Origin of the sequence: Oscillibacter sp. KLE 1745 (assembly GCF_000469445.2) — a bacterium.
Taxonomy (GTDB): Bacteria; Bacillota; Clostridia; order Oscillospirales; family Oscillospiraceae; genus Oscillibacter; species Oscillibacter welbionis.
The window spans coordinates 1-17,155 of sequence record NZ_KI271740.1 but is presented as its reverse complement, the minus strand read 5'-3'; the positions used below and the strand labels follow the sequence as shown (position 1 = coordinate 17,155).

General features: G+C 62.3%; 19 protein-coding genes. 15 read left to right on the top strand and 4 right to left on the bottom strand.

The genetic code is table 11. The features are described 5' to 3' along the window. From HMPREF1546_RS19680 to HMPREF1546_RS11595, 4 genes are all read left to right on the top strand, one after another. Nucleotides 1–138: ATP-binding protein (locus HMPREF1546_RS19680; protein ID WP_021751966.1), on the top strand; the 138-nt coding region annotated here is incomplete at its 5' end. Nucleotides 139–252: 114 nt separating this feature from the next. Further along, the gene (vanG, locus tag HMPREF1546_RS11605) at nt 253–1,299 is read left to right on the top strand and encodes a D-alanine--D-serine ligase VanG (protein WP_021749270.1); all 1,047 of its coding nucleotides are present in this window, start codon (nt 253–255) and stop codon (nt 1,297–1,299) included. Further along, complete coding sequence (locus tag HMPREF1546_RS11600) at nt 1,296–2,033, top strand: M15 family metallopeptidase (RefSeq protein ID WP_021749269.1); 738 nt, start codon at nt 1,296–1,298, stop codon at nt 2,031–2,033. Before vanG ends, HMPREF1546_RS11600 begins: the two co-directional genes overlap by 4 nt. Nucleotides 2,034–2,035: 2 nt before the next feature. Continuing rightward, on the top strand, nt 2,036–3,019 hold the full coding sequence (locus HMPREF1546_RS11595; protein WP_021749268.1) for an acyltransferase family protein: 984 nt from the start codon (nt 2,036–2,038) through the stop codon (nt 3,017–3,019). A gap of 51 nt (nt 3,020–3,070) precedes the next feature. Here the strand turns inward: HMPREF1546_RS11595 and HMPREF1546_RS11590 are convergent, their stop codons facing one another. The 3 genes from HMPREF1546_RS11590 to HMPREF1546_RS11580 form a co-directional block, all read right to left on the bottom strand. Beyond that, nucleotides 3,071–3,472, bottom strand: coding sequence for a MerR family transcriptional regulator (locus HMPREF1546_RS11590; protein ID WP_021749267.1), 402 nt, complete (start codon nt 3,470–3,472; stop codon nt 3,071–3,073). Between the two features lie 13 nt (nt 3,473–3,485). After that, complete coding sequence (locus HMPREF1546_RS11585) at nt 3,486–4,244, bottom strand: carboxymuconolactone decarboxylase family protein (RefSeq protein ID WP_021749266.1); 759 nt, start codon at nt 4,242–4,244, stop codon at nt 3,486–3,488. 108 nt (nt 4,245–4,352) lie between these two features. Further along, complete coding sequence (locus tag HMPREF1546_RS11580) at nt 4,353–5,630, bottom strand: glycosyl hydrolase family 18 protein (protein WP_036630330.1); 1,278 nt, start codon at nt 5,628–5,630, stop codon at nt 4,353–4,355. A 382-nt stretch (nt 5,631–6,012) separates the two neighbouring features. On the opposite strand from HMPREF1546_RS11580, the gene HMPREF1546_RS11575 reads away from it, so the two are divergent. The 11 genes from HMPREF1546_RS11575 to HMPREF1546_RS11525 all read left to right on the top strand — a co-directional run bounded on the left by HMPREF1546_RS11575 (nt 6,013) and on the right by HMPREF1546_RS11525 (nt 15,938). Continuing rightward, nucleotides 6,013–6,486, top strand: coding sequence for a Na+/H+ antiporter subunit E (locus HMPREF1546_RS11575; protein WP_021749261.1), 474 nt, complete (start codon nt 6,013–6,015; stop codon nt 6,484–6,486). Beyond that, on the top strand, nt 6,474–6,791 hold the full coding sequence (locus HMPREF1546_RS11570; RefSeq protein WP_021749260.1) for a monovalent cation/H+ antiporter complex subunit F: 318 nt from the start codon (nt 6,474–6,476) through the stop codon (nt 6,789–6,791). The genes HMPREF1546_RS11575 and HMPREF1546_RS11570 overlap by 13 nt, the downstream gene beginning before the upstream one ends. After that, nucleotides 6,781–7,104, top strand: coding sequence for a monovalent cation/H(+) antiporter subunit G (gene mnhG, locus HMPREF1546_RS11565; protein ID WP_021749259.1), 324 nt, complete (start codon nt 6,781–6,783; stop codon nt 7,102–7,104). The genes HMPREF1546_RS11570 and mnhG overlap by 11 nt, the downstream gene beginning before the upstream one ends. Further along, the gene (locus HMPREF1546_RS11560; protein ID WP_021749258.1) at nt 7,101–7,352 is read left to right on the top strand and encodes a hydrogenase subunit MbhD domain-containing protein; all 252 of its coding nucleotides are present in this window, start codon (nt 7,101–7,103) and stop codon (nt 7,350–7,352) included. Before mnhG ends, HMPREF1546_RS11560 begins: the two co-directional genes overlap by 4 nt. After that, nucleotides 7,345–8,241: a hydrogen gas-evolving membrane-bound hydrogenase subunit E gene (mbhE, locus tag HMPREF1546_RS11555; RefSeq protein WP_021749257.1), complete on the top strand. Its 897-nt coding sequence runs from the start codon at nt 7,345–7,347 to the stop codon at nt 8,239–8,241. Before HMPREF1546_RS11560 ends, mbhE begins: the two co-directional genes overlap by 8 nt. Before the next feature lie 18 nt (nt 8,242–8,259). Beyond that, nucleotides 8,260–8,631: a sodium:proton antiporter gene (locus HMPREF1546_RS11550; RefSeq protein ID WP_021749256.1), complete on the top strand. Its 372-nt coding sequence runs from the start codon at nt 8,260–8,262 to the stop codon at nt 8,629–8,631. Continuing rightward, on the top strand, nt 8,631–10,145 hold the full coding sequence (locus tag HMPREF1546_RS11545; protein WP_021749255.1) for a complex I subunit 5 family protein: 1,515 nt from the start codon (nt 8,631–8,633) through the stop codon (nt 10,143–10,145). The genes HMPREF1546_RS11550 and HMPREF1546_RS11545 overlap by 1 nt, the downstream gene beginning before the upstream one ends. Nucleotides 10,146–10,173: 28 nt before the next feature. Next, nucleotides 10,174–11,625: a complex I subunit 5 family protein gene (locus HMPREF1546_RS11540; RefSeq protein ID WP_021749254.1), complete on the top strand. Its 1,452-nt coding sequence runs from the start codon at nt 10,174–10,176 to the stop codon at nt 11,623–11,625. A gap of 33 nt (nt 11,626–11,658) precedes the next feature. Continuing rightward, complete coding sequence (locus tag HMPREF1546_RS11535) at nt 11,659–13,149, top strand: complex I subunit 5 family protein (RefSeq protein WP_021749253.1); 1,491 nt, start codon at nt 11,659–11,661, stop codon at nt 13,147–13,149. 12 nt (nt 13,150–13,161) lie between these two features. Further along, entirely contained in the window at nt 13,162–15,105 is a 1,944-nt protein-coding gene (locus tag HMPREF1546_RS11530; protein WP_021749252.1) for a complex I subunit 5 family protein, read from the top strand. 89 nt (nt 15,106–15,194) lie between these two features. After that, the gene (locus HMPREF1546_RS11525; protein WP_025544333.1) at nt 15,195–15,938 is read left to right on the top strand and encodes a ZIP family metal transporter; all 744 of its coding nucleotides are present in this window, start codon (nt 15,195–15,197) and stop codon (nt 15,936–15,938) included. 56 nt (nt 15,939–15,994) lie between these two features. Here the strand turns inward: HMPREF1546_RS11525 and HMPREF1546_RS11520 are convergent. Continuing rightward, nucleotides 15,995–17,155, bottom strand: a 1,161-nt coding sequence (locus HMPREF1546_RS11520) for a carbon starvation CstA 5TM domain-containing protein (protein ID WP_021751965.1), incomplete at its 5' end; no start/stop codon positions are given.

Sequence of the window (17,155 nt, the reverse complement as noted above, 5' to 3'; positions counted from 1 at the left end):
GGCGCGGGCCTTGGCTTGGCCATAGCCAAGGAAATCCTTGCCCTCCACGGCGGGACGATCCGGGCTGCCAGCGCGGACAACCGGATCACCTTTACCGTCCGCCTGCCCCTGCAGGAGGCCGCCGCAAGAAATTCGTAAGATTTCCGCAGGAAAATCACAGGAGGTTTGCAGGAACGTCCACAGATCTGCGGGAAGCGAATCTGATACGATCTTTCCATCAGGAAAGGCGCTGGGCGCCGGAAAGGACATGAGATGGAAAGATTGCGGATATTGGTGCTGTTCGGCGGATGCTCTTCAGAGCATGAGGTGTCTCTGCAGTCCGCCCACGGCGTGCTGACGCACATGGACCCGGAGCGGTACTGCCCCATCCCGGTAGGGATCACCCGGGAGGGGGCGTGGTATGTTTACACAGGGCCGCTGGATGCCATTCCCGGTGGAAGATGGCAGCGGGAGGCGGCGTGCGTGCCCTGCACTCTGCGGCTGGACCGGGGGAACCGGGCCCTGGTGCTGTTGGACGGCTCCGGCCGGGAAGTGGCTTTTGACTTGGCCTTCCCGGTTCTCCACGGCAGGAACGGTGAGGACGGCACGGTTCAGGGGGCGCTGGAATTGGCCGGTGTGCCCCTGGTAGGCTGCGGGACGCTGTCCAGCGCCCTGTGTATGGACAAGGACCGAGCCCACAAGCTGGCGGCTCTGGCGGGGGTACGGGTGCCCCGGAGCCGTCTCTTCCCGGAGGACTGTGCCTTTGAGGAGCTCCGGACGGCAGCCGAAACACTGGGCTGGCCGCTGTTTGTCAAGCCGGTGCGGGCGGGTTCTTCCTTCGGCGTGAGCCGGGTGGAGGAGCCGGCACAGCTGGCTCCGGCGGTGGAGGCGGCCTTCCGCCACGACGGCGAGATTTTGCTGGAGGAGGCCATTCCCGGCTTTGAGGTGGGCTGTGCGGTGCTGGGGAACCGGGAGCTCACCGTCGGGGCGGTGGATGAGGTGGAGCTGTCCCGGGGCTTCTTCAACTATACGGAGAAATACACCCTCCAGACATCGGCCATCCACTGCCCCGCCCGGATCGCCCCGCAAAAGGCAGCGGAGATCCGGGAGACGGCGAAGGTCCTCTACCGGGCACTGGGCTGCCGGGGATTTGCCAGGGTGGACCTGTTCCTCACCCCCTGGGGGGAGATTGTGTTCAACGAAGTGAACACGATCCCGGGCTTCACGCCCCACAGCCGCTATCCTGCCATGATGCGTGCCGCCGGCATCCCCTTCCGGGAGCTGGTGAGCCGCCTGATCCAGCTGGGGGCCGAGCTATGAGGGCGGCGCGGTACAGCCGGCGGCAGATGCGCTCCGGGCCGCTGGTGCTGGTGAACCGTCAGCATCCCCTGGCGGAGGAGCCGCGGCAGCTGCTGACAGCAGCGGACGAGCGGTATCCCAATATCCTGCTGGAGCGGCAGGCCGCCCGGCTGCTGGCCGCCTGCATCCAGGCAGCAGGCGGGGCGCGGGAGATCGTGCCGGTCTCCGGCTGGCGCAGTCAGGCGGAGCAGCAGGCCATTTGGGAGGACACCCTGCAAAGACGGGGAGAGGCGTTCACCCGGCAGTATGTGGCGGTCCCCGGGTGCAGCGAGCACCAGACGGGGCTTGCCATCGACCTGGGCCGGGCAGCGCGGGAGATCGACTTCATCCGGCCCGATTTTCCGGAGGAAGGCGCCTGCGGGCGGTTCCGGCGACTGGCGCCCCGGTACGGCTTCATCCAGCGGTACCACCGGGAAAAGGAGTCCCTGACCGGTATCGCCTGTGAGCCGTGGCACTATCGGTATGTGGGGACGCCTCATGCCCTGCTGATGGAGCGGGAGGGCCTGTGCCTGGAGGAGTATCTGGACTGGGTGCAGACAGCGCCCAGGACGTGCCGCCTGGAACATGGGCGGAGCGCACGGGTGTTTTACATGCCCTGCGCCGGCGATGAGACGGAGCTCCGCTTGCCGGAGGGCTGCTGCCAGGTCTCCGGCGACAACCGGAACGGATTTGTCGTGACAGTTTGGGAGGTGTAGGTATGGCAGACGGACGCCGGGGCGCGGCGTTGGATCTCTTCCGTCTGGCGGCGGTGGTGCTGGTGGTGGCGAACCACACCTCCCCGCTGGTGTCTGTTTCCCCATTGTGGGACTTCTGGTTCACCCGGGTGCTGGCCCGGGTGGCGGTGCCGTTTTTCCTGATGGTCAGCGGCTATTTTCTGGCAAAGGACCAGTGGCGCAGGACCGGCACCTTTCTGAAAAAGACCTGTCTGCTCTACGGGGCGGCGGTGCTGCTGTATCTGCCGTTGAACTGGTACAACGGCGGCTATGGGCCAGCGGAGTGGGTCAAAAAGCTCCTGCTGGATGGGACCTTCTATCACCTGTGGTATTTTCCAGGCGTGATTCTGGGTGTTCTGGTGGCCAGGGGGCTGCTCCGGCTGGGCCCCCGGACGGCGTTGACCGCGGCCGGGCTCCTTTACCTGGTGGGCCTGGGCGGAGACAGCTATTATGGACTGACCTGCCAGCTCCCGGCGCTGGAGGCGCTGTACGGGGGGATTTTCCAAATCTTTGCCTATACGCGGAACGGACTGTTTTTCACGCCGCTATTTTTGCTGCTGGGAGCCGCCGGTGTGCGGTGGAGCGTGAGGACCTCCGCTGCAGGCCTGTGCGCCGCCTTCGCGGCCATGACCGCAGAGGGGCTTTGGCTCCATGGGCTTCAGGTCCAGCGGCACGACAGCATGTACATGCTGCTGCCGCTGGTGATGGTTTGCCTGTTTTCCCTTCTGCTGGGGCTGAATCGCGGAGAGAGGCGGAGCTGCCGCAAGCTCTCTTCACTGATCTATGTCCTGCACCCCTGGTGCATCGTGCTGGTCCGGGGCGGCGCGGAGGTGCTGGGCCTGGAAGGTCCGCTGGTGGAGAACAGCATGGGGCATTTCCTGGCCGTGCTGGCCTCCAGCGCGGCGGCGTCCTGGGTGCTGTGGCTGGCCTGGAGCAGATGGCCGCTGAAACGCTCCAATAAAGGATAAAAGGACAATATACTGTCGAACTTCGACAGTATATTGTCCTTTTTGGGCCTCTCAGGCGCCTTCGCGCTCCGCGTGAAGACGGCGGAGCTGCTGTTCAGCTGTCATCATACCCTGCTCGTACCGGTCGATTTTCTGATTCAGCAGGTCCAGAGAGGCCTGCATCTCCGCCATCCGGGACACCAGCTGGTCCCGCTGTTCTACCAGCAGGGCCTTGCGGGCGTCCAGGGTGGCGTCTCCCTGCTGGAACAGGTCCACATATTCGATCAGGGCTTCGATCTGCACCCCGGCGGCCCGCATGCACTTCATCAGCTGGATCCAGCCGCAGGACTCCTCCCCGTAGTCCCGCAGGCCGCCCCTGGTGCGGGGGACAGGCGGGATCAGGCCGATGCGCTCGTAGTAGCGAAGGGTGTCCGCTGAAATATCATACTTCCTGCTCACTTCGGCGATGGTCATGGCCGTGCTCCTCTCAGCGGGCGGCCTGGGCCGCGTCGTTCACACACCGCAGGGCGTTCAGGCTGCGGGGATAGCCGATGTAGGGCAGGCACTGGGAGATGACCTGGATCAGGAAGGCATTGTCGTTTCCAATCCTCAGATTGGCACCGGCGTGGCTGGTGAGCTGGGGTTCGCAGCCGCCCAAGGCGGCCAGGAAGCAGAAGGTGATCATTTCCCGCTGCTTATAGTCCAGCCCCCCGCGGGTGTAGTAGTCGCCGAAGCAGTTGTCCGCCAGCCAGCGGTTGATGTGGCGGCTTTCCTCCGGGCCGCTGTTCTGAAAGCCCCGCATCCCCTCACCGAAGATATCCACCTGGGCCTGGTTGCCCGCGGCCAGCCGGGTCTCTGCCGTGGTGGTGGAGCCGGGCTCCAGCGGCAGGGCGACGCCCTGCTCCGTCAGCACCTGATTCGTCACGGAGAAAAAGGGGCGCACCCGGCCGATCCCCAGATAGGCCACGGATTGATAGAGAATCTCCTTTACCTGGACAGGGGTGACGCCGGCCCGCAGGGCGGCGGGCAGCAGCACGCGGTATTCCTCCACACCCTGGCAGCCCAGCAGGGCAGCGAGAATAGCCATCATCCTGGCGGCGTCATCCAGGTCTCCCTGGTTCACCACCTCGTCCAGGGCGAAATTGGCGAAGAGCTCCATAAACTCCGGATCCGTTTCCCACAGCGGGGAAGGAGGGCCAGGAAAGAAACGGGACAAATAGTCTTTGGCAGATGCGGAAAGCGCCATACTGAAAAGCCTCCTTTGCGCCTGCGGGGCGCTGTCTTTTGATGAGAACACTTTAGCACTTGGAGTCTACTCCAAGTCAAGTGCTTTTTCAAATACTCCGCAGGGGAATCAATCCTCAATATGATACAGAGAGGATATGACCAGCCAGAGCTGGGAGAAGGGGCGCATCAGGTTCCAGATGCCGGCGCCCTGGAAACCGTATTCCGCGATCAGGGACAGACGGGCGGAAAGACTGCGGGCGTCTTCAAACCAGACCTCGTGAATTGTGCCGTCTGCTGCGGTGTAGTGAAAGAAGGGGGCCTGGGCCGTCTCATCGTACTGGATGGCCACATCATGTTCAATGGCCAGCTCGATGGCCCGCTGATTGGAGATGGAGGGCGCCCGGGTGACGCCCTGGACAAAGGGCAGGGGCCAGTCGTAGCCGTAGTTGGAAAGGCCCAGGAAGATCTTCTCCGGCGGGATCTCCGTCACGGCGTAGTCTAGCACGGTCCGGACGTTGGGCAGGGGGGATACCGCCATGGGCGGTCCTGCGGTGTAGCCCCACTCATAGGTCATCAGAAGCACGCCGTCCACAGCGGCACCCACAGCGGCATAGTCGTGCCCCTCGTACAGAAGTCCCGCCTGCCGGGCGGAGGTCTTGGGGGCCAGAGCGGCCCAGAGAAAGAAGCCCTGGGAGTTCAGGAGCCGCCGCAGGCGGGCGAGAAAGGCGGCGTAGGCCGCCGCCAGCTGGCCGGGGAGAAATTCAAAGTCCACATCCAGCCCGGCGTAGCCACGGCGGCGGAGTGTCTGCTGGACCTGATCCACCAGGCGGTCCTGGACGGCGCTGTCTGTCAGGACCAGGGTGGCCCGCTGGGTGTCGAACTGACCGGTTTCTGTCATGGTGGACAGATGCATCACCGGGCGGACGCCCCGCTGACGGGCAGCGGAGAGGAGAGCGTCATCCTCCAGCTGGAGCAAATCGCCGTCGGCGGTGATCCCGTAGGTGAAAGGGGTCAGATAGGTGAGATAGGGAAGCTCCGCATTCAGAAGGGACATATCAATGTAGGGGTAGGCATAACCGTTGAAGGCGGCGGCGCCCAGGGGCTCGTCAAAGTATGAGATCACCAGGACCTGTCCGGGCTGGAGGGCTGCTCCGCCGCCCAGAGGCCAGTTGTTCTGCCAGAGGCGGCGGACTGTGGTGCCGTATGCCTCCGCGATGGAAGCCAGGGTCTCCCCGGCCCGGACAGCGTGGACCTGGCGGGGAAAGCGGACCACCAGAGTTTGTCCCACCGCCAGGGCGCCGCTGGGGGGCACGGCATTGTCCGCGGCCAGGCGGGCGGGATCGACGCCGTAGGATTCCGCGATGGAGCCGACCGTCTCGCCGGCTTGGACCACATGGATCGTCATGTTGGACATCACCTCCTTTGGAGACTATGCAGGCCGGGGTGGGGATATGCGGTGCCCACTGGAGGGAGTTGGAAAATATGACGGAAGAGACGGCTGCTTGACAGAGCACATTTGGAAGAATTGTGACGCTTTGTCAGAACGCCGAAATTTGATTCAGAGATTTGTGGATATTTTCCGGCGTGCCAGGAGGGTCAAAACCGCTGAAATAGTTGACAGAGACGTGGAGAATCGTTAAAATAATGTTAAAGCTTGTGCGTTTTTTAACGAAAAACGGGTAGACGATGACGTCCAACAAGCGTGTGCCATCCGCCGTTGAGGGAGGAAACACACCACTTGCGGAGACGTCTCTTTTTGTATATAGCGCAAGGAGGGAGGCAAAGCGATGTTCCTGCTGTTTTTCCTGCTGTGGCTGTTGCTGTCCGGCGGGATCAGTGTCCATACCTGCCTGTGGGGCGTTGCAGTCTCGGCGCTGATCTCCTGGTTCTGCAAGCGGGTGCTGGGCTATCAGTGGCGGGTGTTCTGCGGCAGTCCTTCCAGAATCTGGGCCATGGCGCGGTATTTTGCTCACCTGCTGGCGGAGATGCTGAAGGCCGGACTGGTAATCATGCGGATCATCTACACCCGCCCCAAGGGCATCGAGCCCAAGCTGGTGTGGTTCCACACCCCGCTGAAGACAGACCGCCGCAGGGCGATGCTGGCAGACTCGATCACGCTCACCGCGGGGACAATCACCGTGCGGGCCGAGGACGGCCGGATGCTGGTGCACACACTGGACACGCCGCTGGCGGAGGGGATTGAGGACAGTTCCTTCCAGCAGCGGCTGGAGAGGATGGAGGCGGCCCAATGGAAGAAGTGAGGACCTGGGTGCTGACCGCGGGCGCCGTGGTGCTGGCGCTGCTGATCCTGGCGACGCTGGTGCGGGCGGTGCTGGGCCCCCGGTTTACGGACCGCATCGTGGCCGTGAATGTCATCAGTACGCTGGTGATCGCGGAGCTGGTGCTGCTCTCCGTCTGGCTGCGGGAGGACTTTCTGGTGGATGTGGCCCTGGTGTTCGCGCTGCTGAGCTTTCTGGCGGTGGTGGTGGTCTCCCGTCTGGTGGCGGCCCGGCGGCGGAAACGCCCGGAGCGGGAGAAGACGGGAGGAAACGCCCATGATCGATAATCTGGTGACCGCAGCCGGGCTGGCATGTTTCCTGTTCGGCCTGTTCGTGTTTTTCTCCGCTGTGCTGGGGCTGTTCCGGTTCGATTATGTGCTCAACCGGATGCACGCCGCCGCAGTGGGGGACTCCCTGGGTATCTTCTGCGTTCTGATCGGGCTGATGCTGCTGCACGGCTGGTCCCTGTCCGCCGCAAAGACGCTGCTGATCTTTGTGTTTTTATGGCTGACCAGTCCGGTGTGCAGCCATCTGGTCGCGGAGATGGAGGTATCCACAGTCCCGGATTTGGAAAAGGAATGCGAGGTGGAGGTACGATGATCGTTCTGGAATACATCCTGCTGGTCGGGGTGATCGTGTGTGCTATTGCAGCGCCGCTGTGCAAGCGGCTGCTGGCATCGGTAATCGTGTATATGGCGCTGTCCCTGATGATGGCGGTGCTGTGGAGCCTGCTCCAGAGCCCGGATCTGGCCATTACGGAGGCGGCTGTGGGCGCCGGTGTGACCAGCATCCTCTTTTTCCTGACGCTGAAGAAGATCCACGCGCTGAAGGGGACACGGGATGAGTAAAAAAGAGGAGCAGCCGGACCGGCTGAAACAGTTTATCTCCTGGGTGGACGGAGATCGGGAGCCCAAGGACCGGACACTGTTCGTCATGGAGCAGCGCCCCCACCGGGAATTCCGCCCGTCAGAGGAGGAGTTCGAGCGGCGGGAAAAGGACCGGCTGCGGAAGTTTTTCAACTGGTATCCCATCGCCGCGGCGGTGATCTGCGTGGCGCTGGGAATTATCCTGTTCACCACAGTGATGAACATGCCCGGATTCGGCCAGGAAGACAACCCCATCAACAACGAGGTGGCGGAGCGATATCTGGAGCACAGCGAAGAGGAGACGGGCTCTGAGAACGTGGTGACGGCCATGATTATCGGCTACCGCGGCTTCGATACTTTGGGGGAGAGCTGCGTGCTGTTTCTGGCGGTGTCGGCGGTGATGATCCTGCTGTTGCGGGACCGGAAGAACACCAGCGAGCATGAGCTCCAGCAGATGGAGCGGGAGGAGACCGCCGTGCAGGGCCGCTCTGACCTGATCCTCAAGCAGGTGGCCTGGGTGCTGCTTCCTTTTATTTTCCTTTTTGCCATCTATGTGCTGCTGAACGGCGAGACGTCGCCGGGCGGCGGGTTTTCCGGCGGGACTATCCTGGGGGCGGGACTGATCCTGTTTTCCGCTGCCTTTGGCCCCGGACACACGCGGGTGCTGATGAACCAGAGGCGGTACAGCGCGGTGCGGACCTTCGGTCTGCTGCTGTATGCTGTGCTGTACGGCGTTTACATCTTCATCGGGGCCAACGGCCTGCCCAATTACCTCACCGGGATGATCCTGCTGATCGACCTGGCGGTGGGGCTGGTGGTGGCCTGCACCGTATATGGATTCTACGCCCTGTTTTCCAGGGGAGAGATCTGAGAGGAGGCGGAGAAGAGAATGCTGGAGGAGATCATCCAGAACCGCTACGCGGTCACTGCCGTCATCCTGTTCGGCATCGGCTTCACGAATCTGATGCTGCAGCAGAATCTGCTGCGCAAGGTGATCGGATTCAACATCATGGACTCGGCCGTCTTCCTGCTGCTGGCCTCGCTGGGGTATATTGACGGGGGCGTCGCGCCCATCGTGGGGGACCGGGGCTTCGACCCGCTGTACATCAATCCGATCCCTAGCGGCCTGGTGCTGACCGGCATTGTGGTATCTGTGTCCATCACGGCGTTTTCCCTGGCGTTGATCCAGCGGATCTACCGCCGCTATGGCACCATTGAGATGCGGGAGCTGCTGGAGCGGGCCAAGAAGGAGGACGACTGATGCGGCCGTTTGTGGAGAACTTTCCCTTCTTTTCGATTTTTCTGGCTATCCTGGCGGCCATCGTGACCGCGGCCATCCGCAGCGGGCGGATCAGCTACTGGATCACCATCGGAGTGTGCGCTGCATCCGCGCTGCTGAACGGCTGGGTACTGGAATACACCTATGCAGAGGGAGTGAGCTTCACCTACGCCATGGGGCGATTCCTGGCGCCGTACGGCAACGCCATCAACTGCGGGCCGCTTCAGGCACTGCTGGCCGCCGTGTTCTCCCTGGTGATGGCCCTTGCTCTGGCGGGTGGGCGGCGGGACCTGTTTCAGGACATCCTGCCGGAGAAGCAGAAGTTTTACTTTGTCATGGTGAACATGCTGGAGGCGTCCCTGTTGGCACTGACCTACACCAACGACATGTTCACCGGGTATGTGTTCATCGAGACCAGCACCATCGCGGCCTGCGCGCTGGTGATGGCCAAGGACAACGGCCCCAATCTGATCGCCACCATCCGGTACCTGTTCATGAGCCTGGTGGGGTCCGGGCTGTTCCTGATCGGGCTGACCATTTTGAACAGCATCACCGGCTATCTGCTGATGCCCTCTCTGGCGGAGGCAGTGGCGGAGCTGCGGCTCTCGGAGAGCTACACGCTCCCGCTGACGGTGGCTGTAGGGCTGCTGGTGGCGGGGCTGGGCGTCAAGAGCGCCATGTTCCCCTTCCACCTGTGGCTGCCGGATGCCCACGGCGGCGCCACCACAGCGTCCTCCGCCATCTTGTCCGGCTTGGTGCTGAAGGGGTACATCGTGCTGCTGCTGGTGATGATCCTGCGGGTTTTCTCCATGGAGCTGATGGTGGAGCTGGGAGTCACCGACGTGATCCTGGCCTTTGGGCTGCTGGGAATGATTCTGGGCTCTCTGGCTGCTATGCGGGAGAACCATATCAAGCGGATGCTGGCGTATTCCTCCGTGGCGCAGGTGGGGTATATCTTCATGGGTGTGGGCCTGGGGAGCATCGAGGGGCTGATCGCCTCCTGTTTCCATATCCTGGTCCATGCCTGCTGCAAGCCGCTGCTGTTTCTCTGCGCCGGCAGACTCTCCGCCGTCAGCGGCCACCACAAGAGCCTGAAGAACCTGCGGGGCAGCGCCTACCGGGACATTGGGGCGGGCTTGGGCTTCACTGTGGGGGCCCTGTCCATGATCGGCATCCCCCTGTTCGGCGGCTTTGTCTCCAAGCTCTACTTTGCCAGCGCGGCCGTGCCCACCGGTATGACGGCGATGATCCTGCTGACCATCGCCCTGTCCACGGTGCTGAACGCACTGTACTATGTTCCGGCGCTGCTGGCCATCTGGGTGAAGCCCCCGGCGGAGGATGAGGCGCTGGTCCTGGCCGACGTGCATCCGGGGGATCTGGCTGCGGACCGGGCCTTCACCGCGGCTGCCGCCATCCTGATCGTGGGAATTTTTGTGCTGGGCATTTTTTACCACCCGATCACAGACCTGATCGAGGCGGGTGTCCGGCTGATTTGAGACTTGTTGTTTGTGAGGGAGTGCGCCCATGCTGTTGCTGCTGCCTATTCTGGTGCCGCTGATCGGCGGGATCTTCGTATTCCGGCAGAAAAATGAGACTTACCGTGACTGGCTGGTGGTGACGCTGATCGTGATCACCGCCGTGATGGTGCTGGCTAACTGCACGATGCCCACCCAGCGGCTGTGGCTGCTGACCATCCAGGGGGACTTGGGCTTGGTGCTGAACAGCGACTGGCTGTCCAAGTTCTTCATGGTGCTGGCAGTGTGCATCTGGGCGCCGGTGGTGGTCTTCACAAAGCCCTACATCCGCCATGCGGGGCAGGGCAACCAGTTCATGGGATTTTATACCATGACGCTGGGGGTACTGATGGGCCTTGCTCAGGCGGCCAACTTCGTGACCATGTATATGTTCTTCGAGATGATGTCCCTGATTACGGTGCCGCTGGTGCTGCACAATGCCACGCCGGCGGCCCGCCGGGCAGGCTTCAAATACTTGGGGTATTCCGTATTCGGCGCGGGCATGGCCCTGGCCGGCTACTTCTTTATCGCCTATTACTTGACGGTGCCGGATTTTCAGCCGGGTGGGGCCATCGATTTCTCCCGGGCTGCAGAGCACCAGCCGCTGCTGCTGGTGGCATACTGTCTGATGATCGTTGGCTTCGGGGCCAAGGCGGGCATGATGCCCATGCAGTCCTGGCTGCCTGCCGCCCATCCGGTGGCGCCGGCCCCAGCCTCAGCCGTGCTCTCCGGTGTCATTACCAAGGGTGGCGTGGTGGCTGTGATCCGGGTTACTTATTATATGTTTGGACCGGAGTTTCTGGCGGGCAGCTGGCCCCAGTATGTGCTGCTGACGCTGACGCTGGCCACGGTGTTCGTGGGGTCCATGTTGGCCTATCGGGAAAAGCAGCTGAAGCGGCGGCTGGCCTATTCCACGGTGAGCCAGGTGTCCTATGTGCTGTTCGGCCTGATGCTGCTGACGCCGGATGGCGTCCAGGCCTCTCTTCTGCAGATGGTCTTCCATGCCCTGGCCAAGGATACGCTCTTCCTGGCGGCGGGCGCCATCATCTTCTCCACCAACTGCACCCGGGTGGATCAACTGCGGGGCATCGGCCGGCGGATGCCGGTAACCATGTGGTGCTTCACCCTGGCGGCCCTCTCCCTGATCGGGATTCCGCCCATGGCGGGATTCGTGAGCAAGTGGTACCTGCTCGCCGCCAGCCTGGAGGCACCGATCCAGGCCTTTGGCGTCGCAGGGCTGGTGGTGCTGGTGGTCTCCGCCCTGCTGACGGCGGGATACCTGCTGCCGGTGGTGACAGAGGGATTCTTCCCCGGCCGGGATTTTATTACGGAGCGGCGGGAAGTGGGAGTCCAGATGACATGGCCCATGATTGCCTTTGCCGCGGCTGTGGTGCTGATGGGTCTGCTGCCCGGCGGCCTGCTGCATTGGCTGGGTCTTCTGGCGGCCCGGCTGTTCCCCTGACAGTGGGGAAGCTTTGAGAAGGGAGGTACGTCTGTGCGCCAATTTCTGACATTGCCCATTCTGGTTCCCATCGTGCTGGGAATCGCGCTGCTGATCCTGCAGCCCAAGAGCCGGAGGGTGCGGAGCATCTATATCATGGCGGCATCCCTGGCAACGACAGCACTGTCTCTGGCCTGTATCGTGCTGACCTATCTCTATGGGAGCGGCTTTCTGGCCTGCATCATGGTGAGATTCAACGAGGCGTTCTCCATCTCCCTGCGGATCGACGGGGCGTCCATGGTCTATGGGGCCATCGTGTCCGTGCTGTGGCCGCTGGTGACGGCGTACTCGCTGGACTATATGTCCCACGAGGGGCATGAGAACCGGTTCTTCGCTTTTTGGCTGATGGCCTACGGTGTGGTGCTGGGTATCGCTTATTCCGAGGATTTTCTGACGCTGTATTTCTTCTATGAGGTCCTGACGCTGACCACGCTGCCTTTGGTGATGCACGCCATGGACGAGAAGGCCCGGTATGCCGGGCGGAAGTATCTGGTGTACTCCCTTTCCGGCGCGGCGTTTGCCTTTATCGGGATCGTCTTTCTGCTGAATTACGGCGTGGGACACCTGAACTTCACCTACGGCGGCATTCTGGATCAGAGTCTGGCGGCGGGAAACGAGCGGACGCTGGAGCTGGTGTTTGTGGCGGCCTTTTTCGGCTTCGGGGTGAAGGCGGCAGTATTTCCCTTCCACGGCTGGCTGCCGGACGCCTCGGTGGCACCTACGCCGGTGTCTGCACTGCTCCATGCAGTGGCGGTGGTCAAGGCCGGCGCCTTCGCAGTGCTGCGGCTAATTTACTACGGCTTCGGGGCGGATTTCCTGCGGGGAAGCTGGGCCCAGACGGTGGTGATGACGGCGGCTATCGTGACCATTGTTTACGGCTCCGCTCGGGCGCTGCGGACACCCCATCTGAAGCGGCGGCTGGCGTTTTCCACGGTGAGCAACCTTTCCTACATCCTCTTTGCCCTGACGTTGATGACCCCGGCAGGGATGGTGGGCGGCATGACCCACATGGTCTACCACGCATTCACCAAGATCACCATGTTCTGCTGCGCCGGCGCCATTATTCTCAAGAGCGGGAAGGAGTATATCTATGAGATGGAGGACTTCGGCCGGGCCATGCCGGTGGTGTTTGCCACATTCACCGTCTCCTCCTTTGCGCTGATCGGAATGCCGCCGTTGGGAGGCTTCGCAGGCAAGTGGATGATTGCGGAGGCGGCAGTGGCCTCGGTGAATCCGCTGGCCTACGCGGGCATCGCCGCGCTGATTCTGTCCACGCTGCTGACGACGCTGTACATGCTGACTATTGTGGTGCGGGCCTATTTCCCGGTGGGAGAGCTGGACCGTGCGGCACTGGCCCGGGTACACGACCCGGCCAGGACCATGTGGATCCCGCTGGTGCTGCTGACCGCCTCCGGTGTGATTCTGGCGCTGCTGTCCAACGAAGTGATCGGCTTTTTATGGAACGCGGTTCCGCGGAACTGGTAAGGGAGGGAGACGATGGGAAACATTCTGCTGCTGTTTCTGGTCCTGTTCCCCATGCTGCTCTCTGCCTGGGTGTTCCCGCTGCGGCGGCGGGACAGGAGATACCGGAATTGGCTGATCCAGATCATTCCCGCAGTGGAGCTGGCCGCTGCACTGCTGCTTCTGCTGTGGCCCGGGGCTGCCCTGGAGCTGCCGGGGGTCTTTGGCTTTGGCCTGCGGCTTCAGGCCGGGAGTCTGGGGAGCCTGCTGGCGCTGGTGAGCGCCTTCCTGTGGGCGGCCACCGGCCTCAACTGCCCCAGCTACTTTGCCGCCGCCGAGGGCTGTAATCGTTTCTACTTTTTCTGGCTGTTGACGCTGGGGGCTCTGATGGGGGTGTTTCTGGCAGCGGACCTGTTCACGCTGTTCGTGTTCTTTGAGATGATGTCCTTCACCTCCTATGTATGGGTGGTGCAAAACGAGACGGAGGAGGCCCGGCAGGCCGGACAGACGTATCTGGCTGTGGCTGTGATCGGCGGCATGGCGCTGCTGGCGGGCCTGCTGCTCCTCCAGCAGCTGCTGGGGACGCTGGAGTTTTCTGCTATGGCGGAGGCGGTATCCGCGCTGCCTGCGGAGAAGCGCGGGTCCCTGTACGTGGCCGGTGGATGCGCATTGGTGGGATTTGGCGCCAAGGCCGGGATGTTCCCCCTGCACATCTGGCTGCCAAAAGCCCATCCCGTGGCGCCGGCACCGGCGTCTGCCCTGCTGTCCGGCATCCTGACCAAGAGCGGTGTTTTCGGTGTGCTCATTCTCTGCCGGTATCTGTTCTGGACAGAGCTTCCCTGGAATACAGTGGTACTGGCCCTGGGCGTGGTGACCATGGTGCTGGGAGCTGTGCTGGCGCTGTTCTCCGTCGATTTGAAGCGGACGCTGGCCTGCTCCTCCATGTCCCAGATCGGCTTTATTCTGGTGGGCACAGCCATGCAGGGCTTCCTGAACGGCGAGAACGCCCTGGCGGCCTGGGGCACGGTGCTGCACATGCTGAACCACTCCCTCATCAAGCTGGTGTTGTTTGTGGCGGCAGGTGTGGTGTATCTGGGAACTCACTCGCTGAATCTCAATGACATCCGGGGCTGGGGGCGGAACAAGCCGGTTTTGAAGGTCCTGTTCTTCGTGGGGGCGGCCTCCATTGCAGGCGTACCGGGTTTTTCCGGCTATGTGAGCAAGACCTTGCTCCATGAGAGCATCGTGGAGTACATCCATGTGCTGGAGCACGCGGGGGCCGCCGCAGGTTGGTTCACGACGGTGGAGTGGCTGTTTCTGCTCTCCGGCGGACTGACAGCGGCGTACATGACAAAGCTGTTCGTGGCGATTTTTGTCTCCAGCCGTGCTGTTGGCCAACGGCCGGCCTTGAAGGACTATATGTCCCCGGGCACCCATGCGGCGTTGAGTGTGGGCGCAGCCCTGCTGCTGGTGCTGGGCCTGACTCCGGGACTGACCATGGAGCCTCTGGCCCAATGGGCGGGGCGATTCCTGCGGGCAGATCCTGGTCACAGCGTCCATTATTTTGCCTGGGTCAACCTGAAGGGCGCATGCATCTCCCTAGCTATTGGCGCAGCAGTCTATCTCCTGGTGGTCCGAGGGCTGCTGATGCGGCGGGAGGCGGATGGCATGGTTTATCTGGACCGCTGGCCGGCCCGGCTGGATTTGGAGAATCTGGTATACCGCCCGCTGCTGTCGGCCCTGACCTTTGTGGGGGCCCTCTGCGCCCGGGTGGCCGCCTCCGTAGGCGACTGGCTGGTGCTGCTGGGGGAGCGGATCCTCTTTACCAAGGCCCCCGGCATCTTTGTGCCGAAGCGGGCCGAGAACTTCGGCACATACGGACGGAAACCCCTCCGTTTCCTAACGGAAGAGACATTCTCCTTTGATCTCATGCTGGCAGGCGGAGGGCTGATCTTCCTGCTGCTGTATATGCTGCTGTGAGTCGACAACGGATACAGAAGAACGCGAAAGGCCAGGAATGCCGCTTATGCGGTGTTCCTGGCCCATCTTTATGGGAGGGAGAGAAGATTGTGGGTACGATCATAGCTGTCACGGCCGCGGCAGGCATGGGAGGGACCGGGCTGGGGGGCCTGGCCGCCTATCTGTTCCGCAGAGGTACGGACAGGACCGTGAGTGTGCTGCTGAGCTTTGCGGCGGGCATGATGCTTGCTGTGGTGTGTGCAGACCTGCTGACCGATGCCATTCAGGCGGGGCCAGGGCTCTCCGCGCTTCCTGCGGCATCTGCCAGCGTACTGGCGGGCTGCGGGGGGATCTGGCTCCTGGAGGAGCTGGTAAGCGGGCTGCAGGCAGGTGCGAAGCGGGGAGGGCTCTTTCTGGCAGGTGTGGTGATGGCAGCCGCTATTGCCCTGCACAACCTGCCAGAGGGGATGGTAATCGGAGCCTCCTACGCTGCGGATCTGGCCGAAGCGGGACAGGATGGGCGAATGATGGCACTGGTGATCGGGCTCCACAACATTCCAGAGGGAATGGCTGTTGCAGTTCCCCTGGCGGCAGGCGGTGCCAGCAGAGGACGGGCAGTCCTGACCACAGCGGCAGCCGGCGCGCCCACGGTGCTGGGGGCGGTTTTGGGCTTCTGTCTGGGAACGATGGGGCCGGGCCTGCAGATGCTCACACTGGGCGGAGCATCCGGGGCGATGCTGTACGTGGTATTCGGCGAACTGCTGCCGGAGTCCTTCCGCCTGTGCCGATCCCCAGCGCCCGTGATGGCGGCGGTGCTGGGGGTTCTAACAGGCATGGGCGTGGTTTTGGGATAAAAAGAACCCGTCCCGCCAAGTGGCGGGACGGGTTTGTTTCAGAAAATAGTTACAGCTTACAGCTTCTGGAGCCGGGCAGCGCGCTTCTTGCCGTACCAGACAATGATAGCAACGTAAGCCACAGCAGCGCAGACACCGATGATGTAGGCGGGCGTCCAGGGAATATGGAAGCCGATCTGTGCATTGGCAATGAAGGTCACTGTAACAAAGGTGTACCAAGCACCGGGAATCAGGGGGATCCACACCCACTTGGCCTTGCTGTTCTCGAACATCCATACGGAGATACCCAGGAATGCGAACAGGGACAGGGTCTGGTTGGACCATGCGAAGTAACGCCACAGCAGATTGAATCCATCGGGGCTGCTCTTCGCAAAGACCAGAATCACAGCCACCAGCGCGAAGATGATGGCGGACAGGCCCAAGCGCTTCGGCTTGGAGCTCTGATCGATGTGCAGAGAGTCAGAGATGGACAGGCGCAGAGAACGCAGCGCGGTATCGCCGGAGGTGATGGGCAGAACGATGACGCCCAGCAGGGCGATGATGCCGCCCACGGGGCCCAGCAGATCGCGGCAGATGATGCCGACAGTGCCGGTGGCCAGAGAGGCATTGACCTCCTGCAGACCCAGGTTGTACACGCCCATAGCGGCGGCGGCCCAGATCATGGCAATGAAGCCTTCCAGAATCATCATATTGTAGAAGGTCATGCGGCCCTGCTTCTCGCTCTTCATGGTGCGGGAGATGATAGCGGTCTGCGTGGAATGGAAGCCGGAGAGAATGCCGCAGGCCACAGTGATGAAGAACACAGGAATGAAGTGCTGCGCGGTGAAATACTCACCATAATTGAAGGTGGCGCTCTGCCAGTTGTCCCACAGGTTCAGCAGGGGATAGCCCTTGACGAACATGCCGATGAACACACCCACGGCAGACAGCAGCAGGATAGCACCGAAGATGGGATAGATGCGGCCGATGATGGCATCGATGGGGAACACGGTGGCGATCAGATAATAAACGAAGATGACACCGTAAATCACCCAGGTGGAGACAGAGGTGGCAGCACCGTCAAAACCAAACACCTGAGTGGCGGCGATGTCGCCGGGGGTGTAGATGAACACCGCGCCGACCAGCAGCAGCAGTACGCTCAGGAAAATCTGGTAAACAGTGAAAACACCCTTGTTGGAGTACTTGCGGACCATGTCCGGCATCTGGGTGCCGCCGTC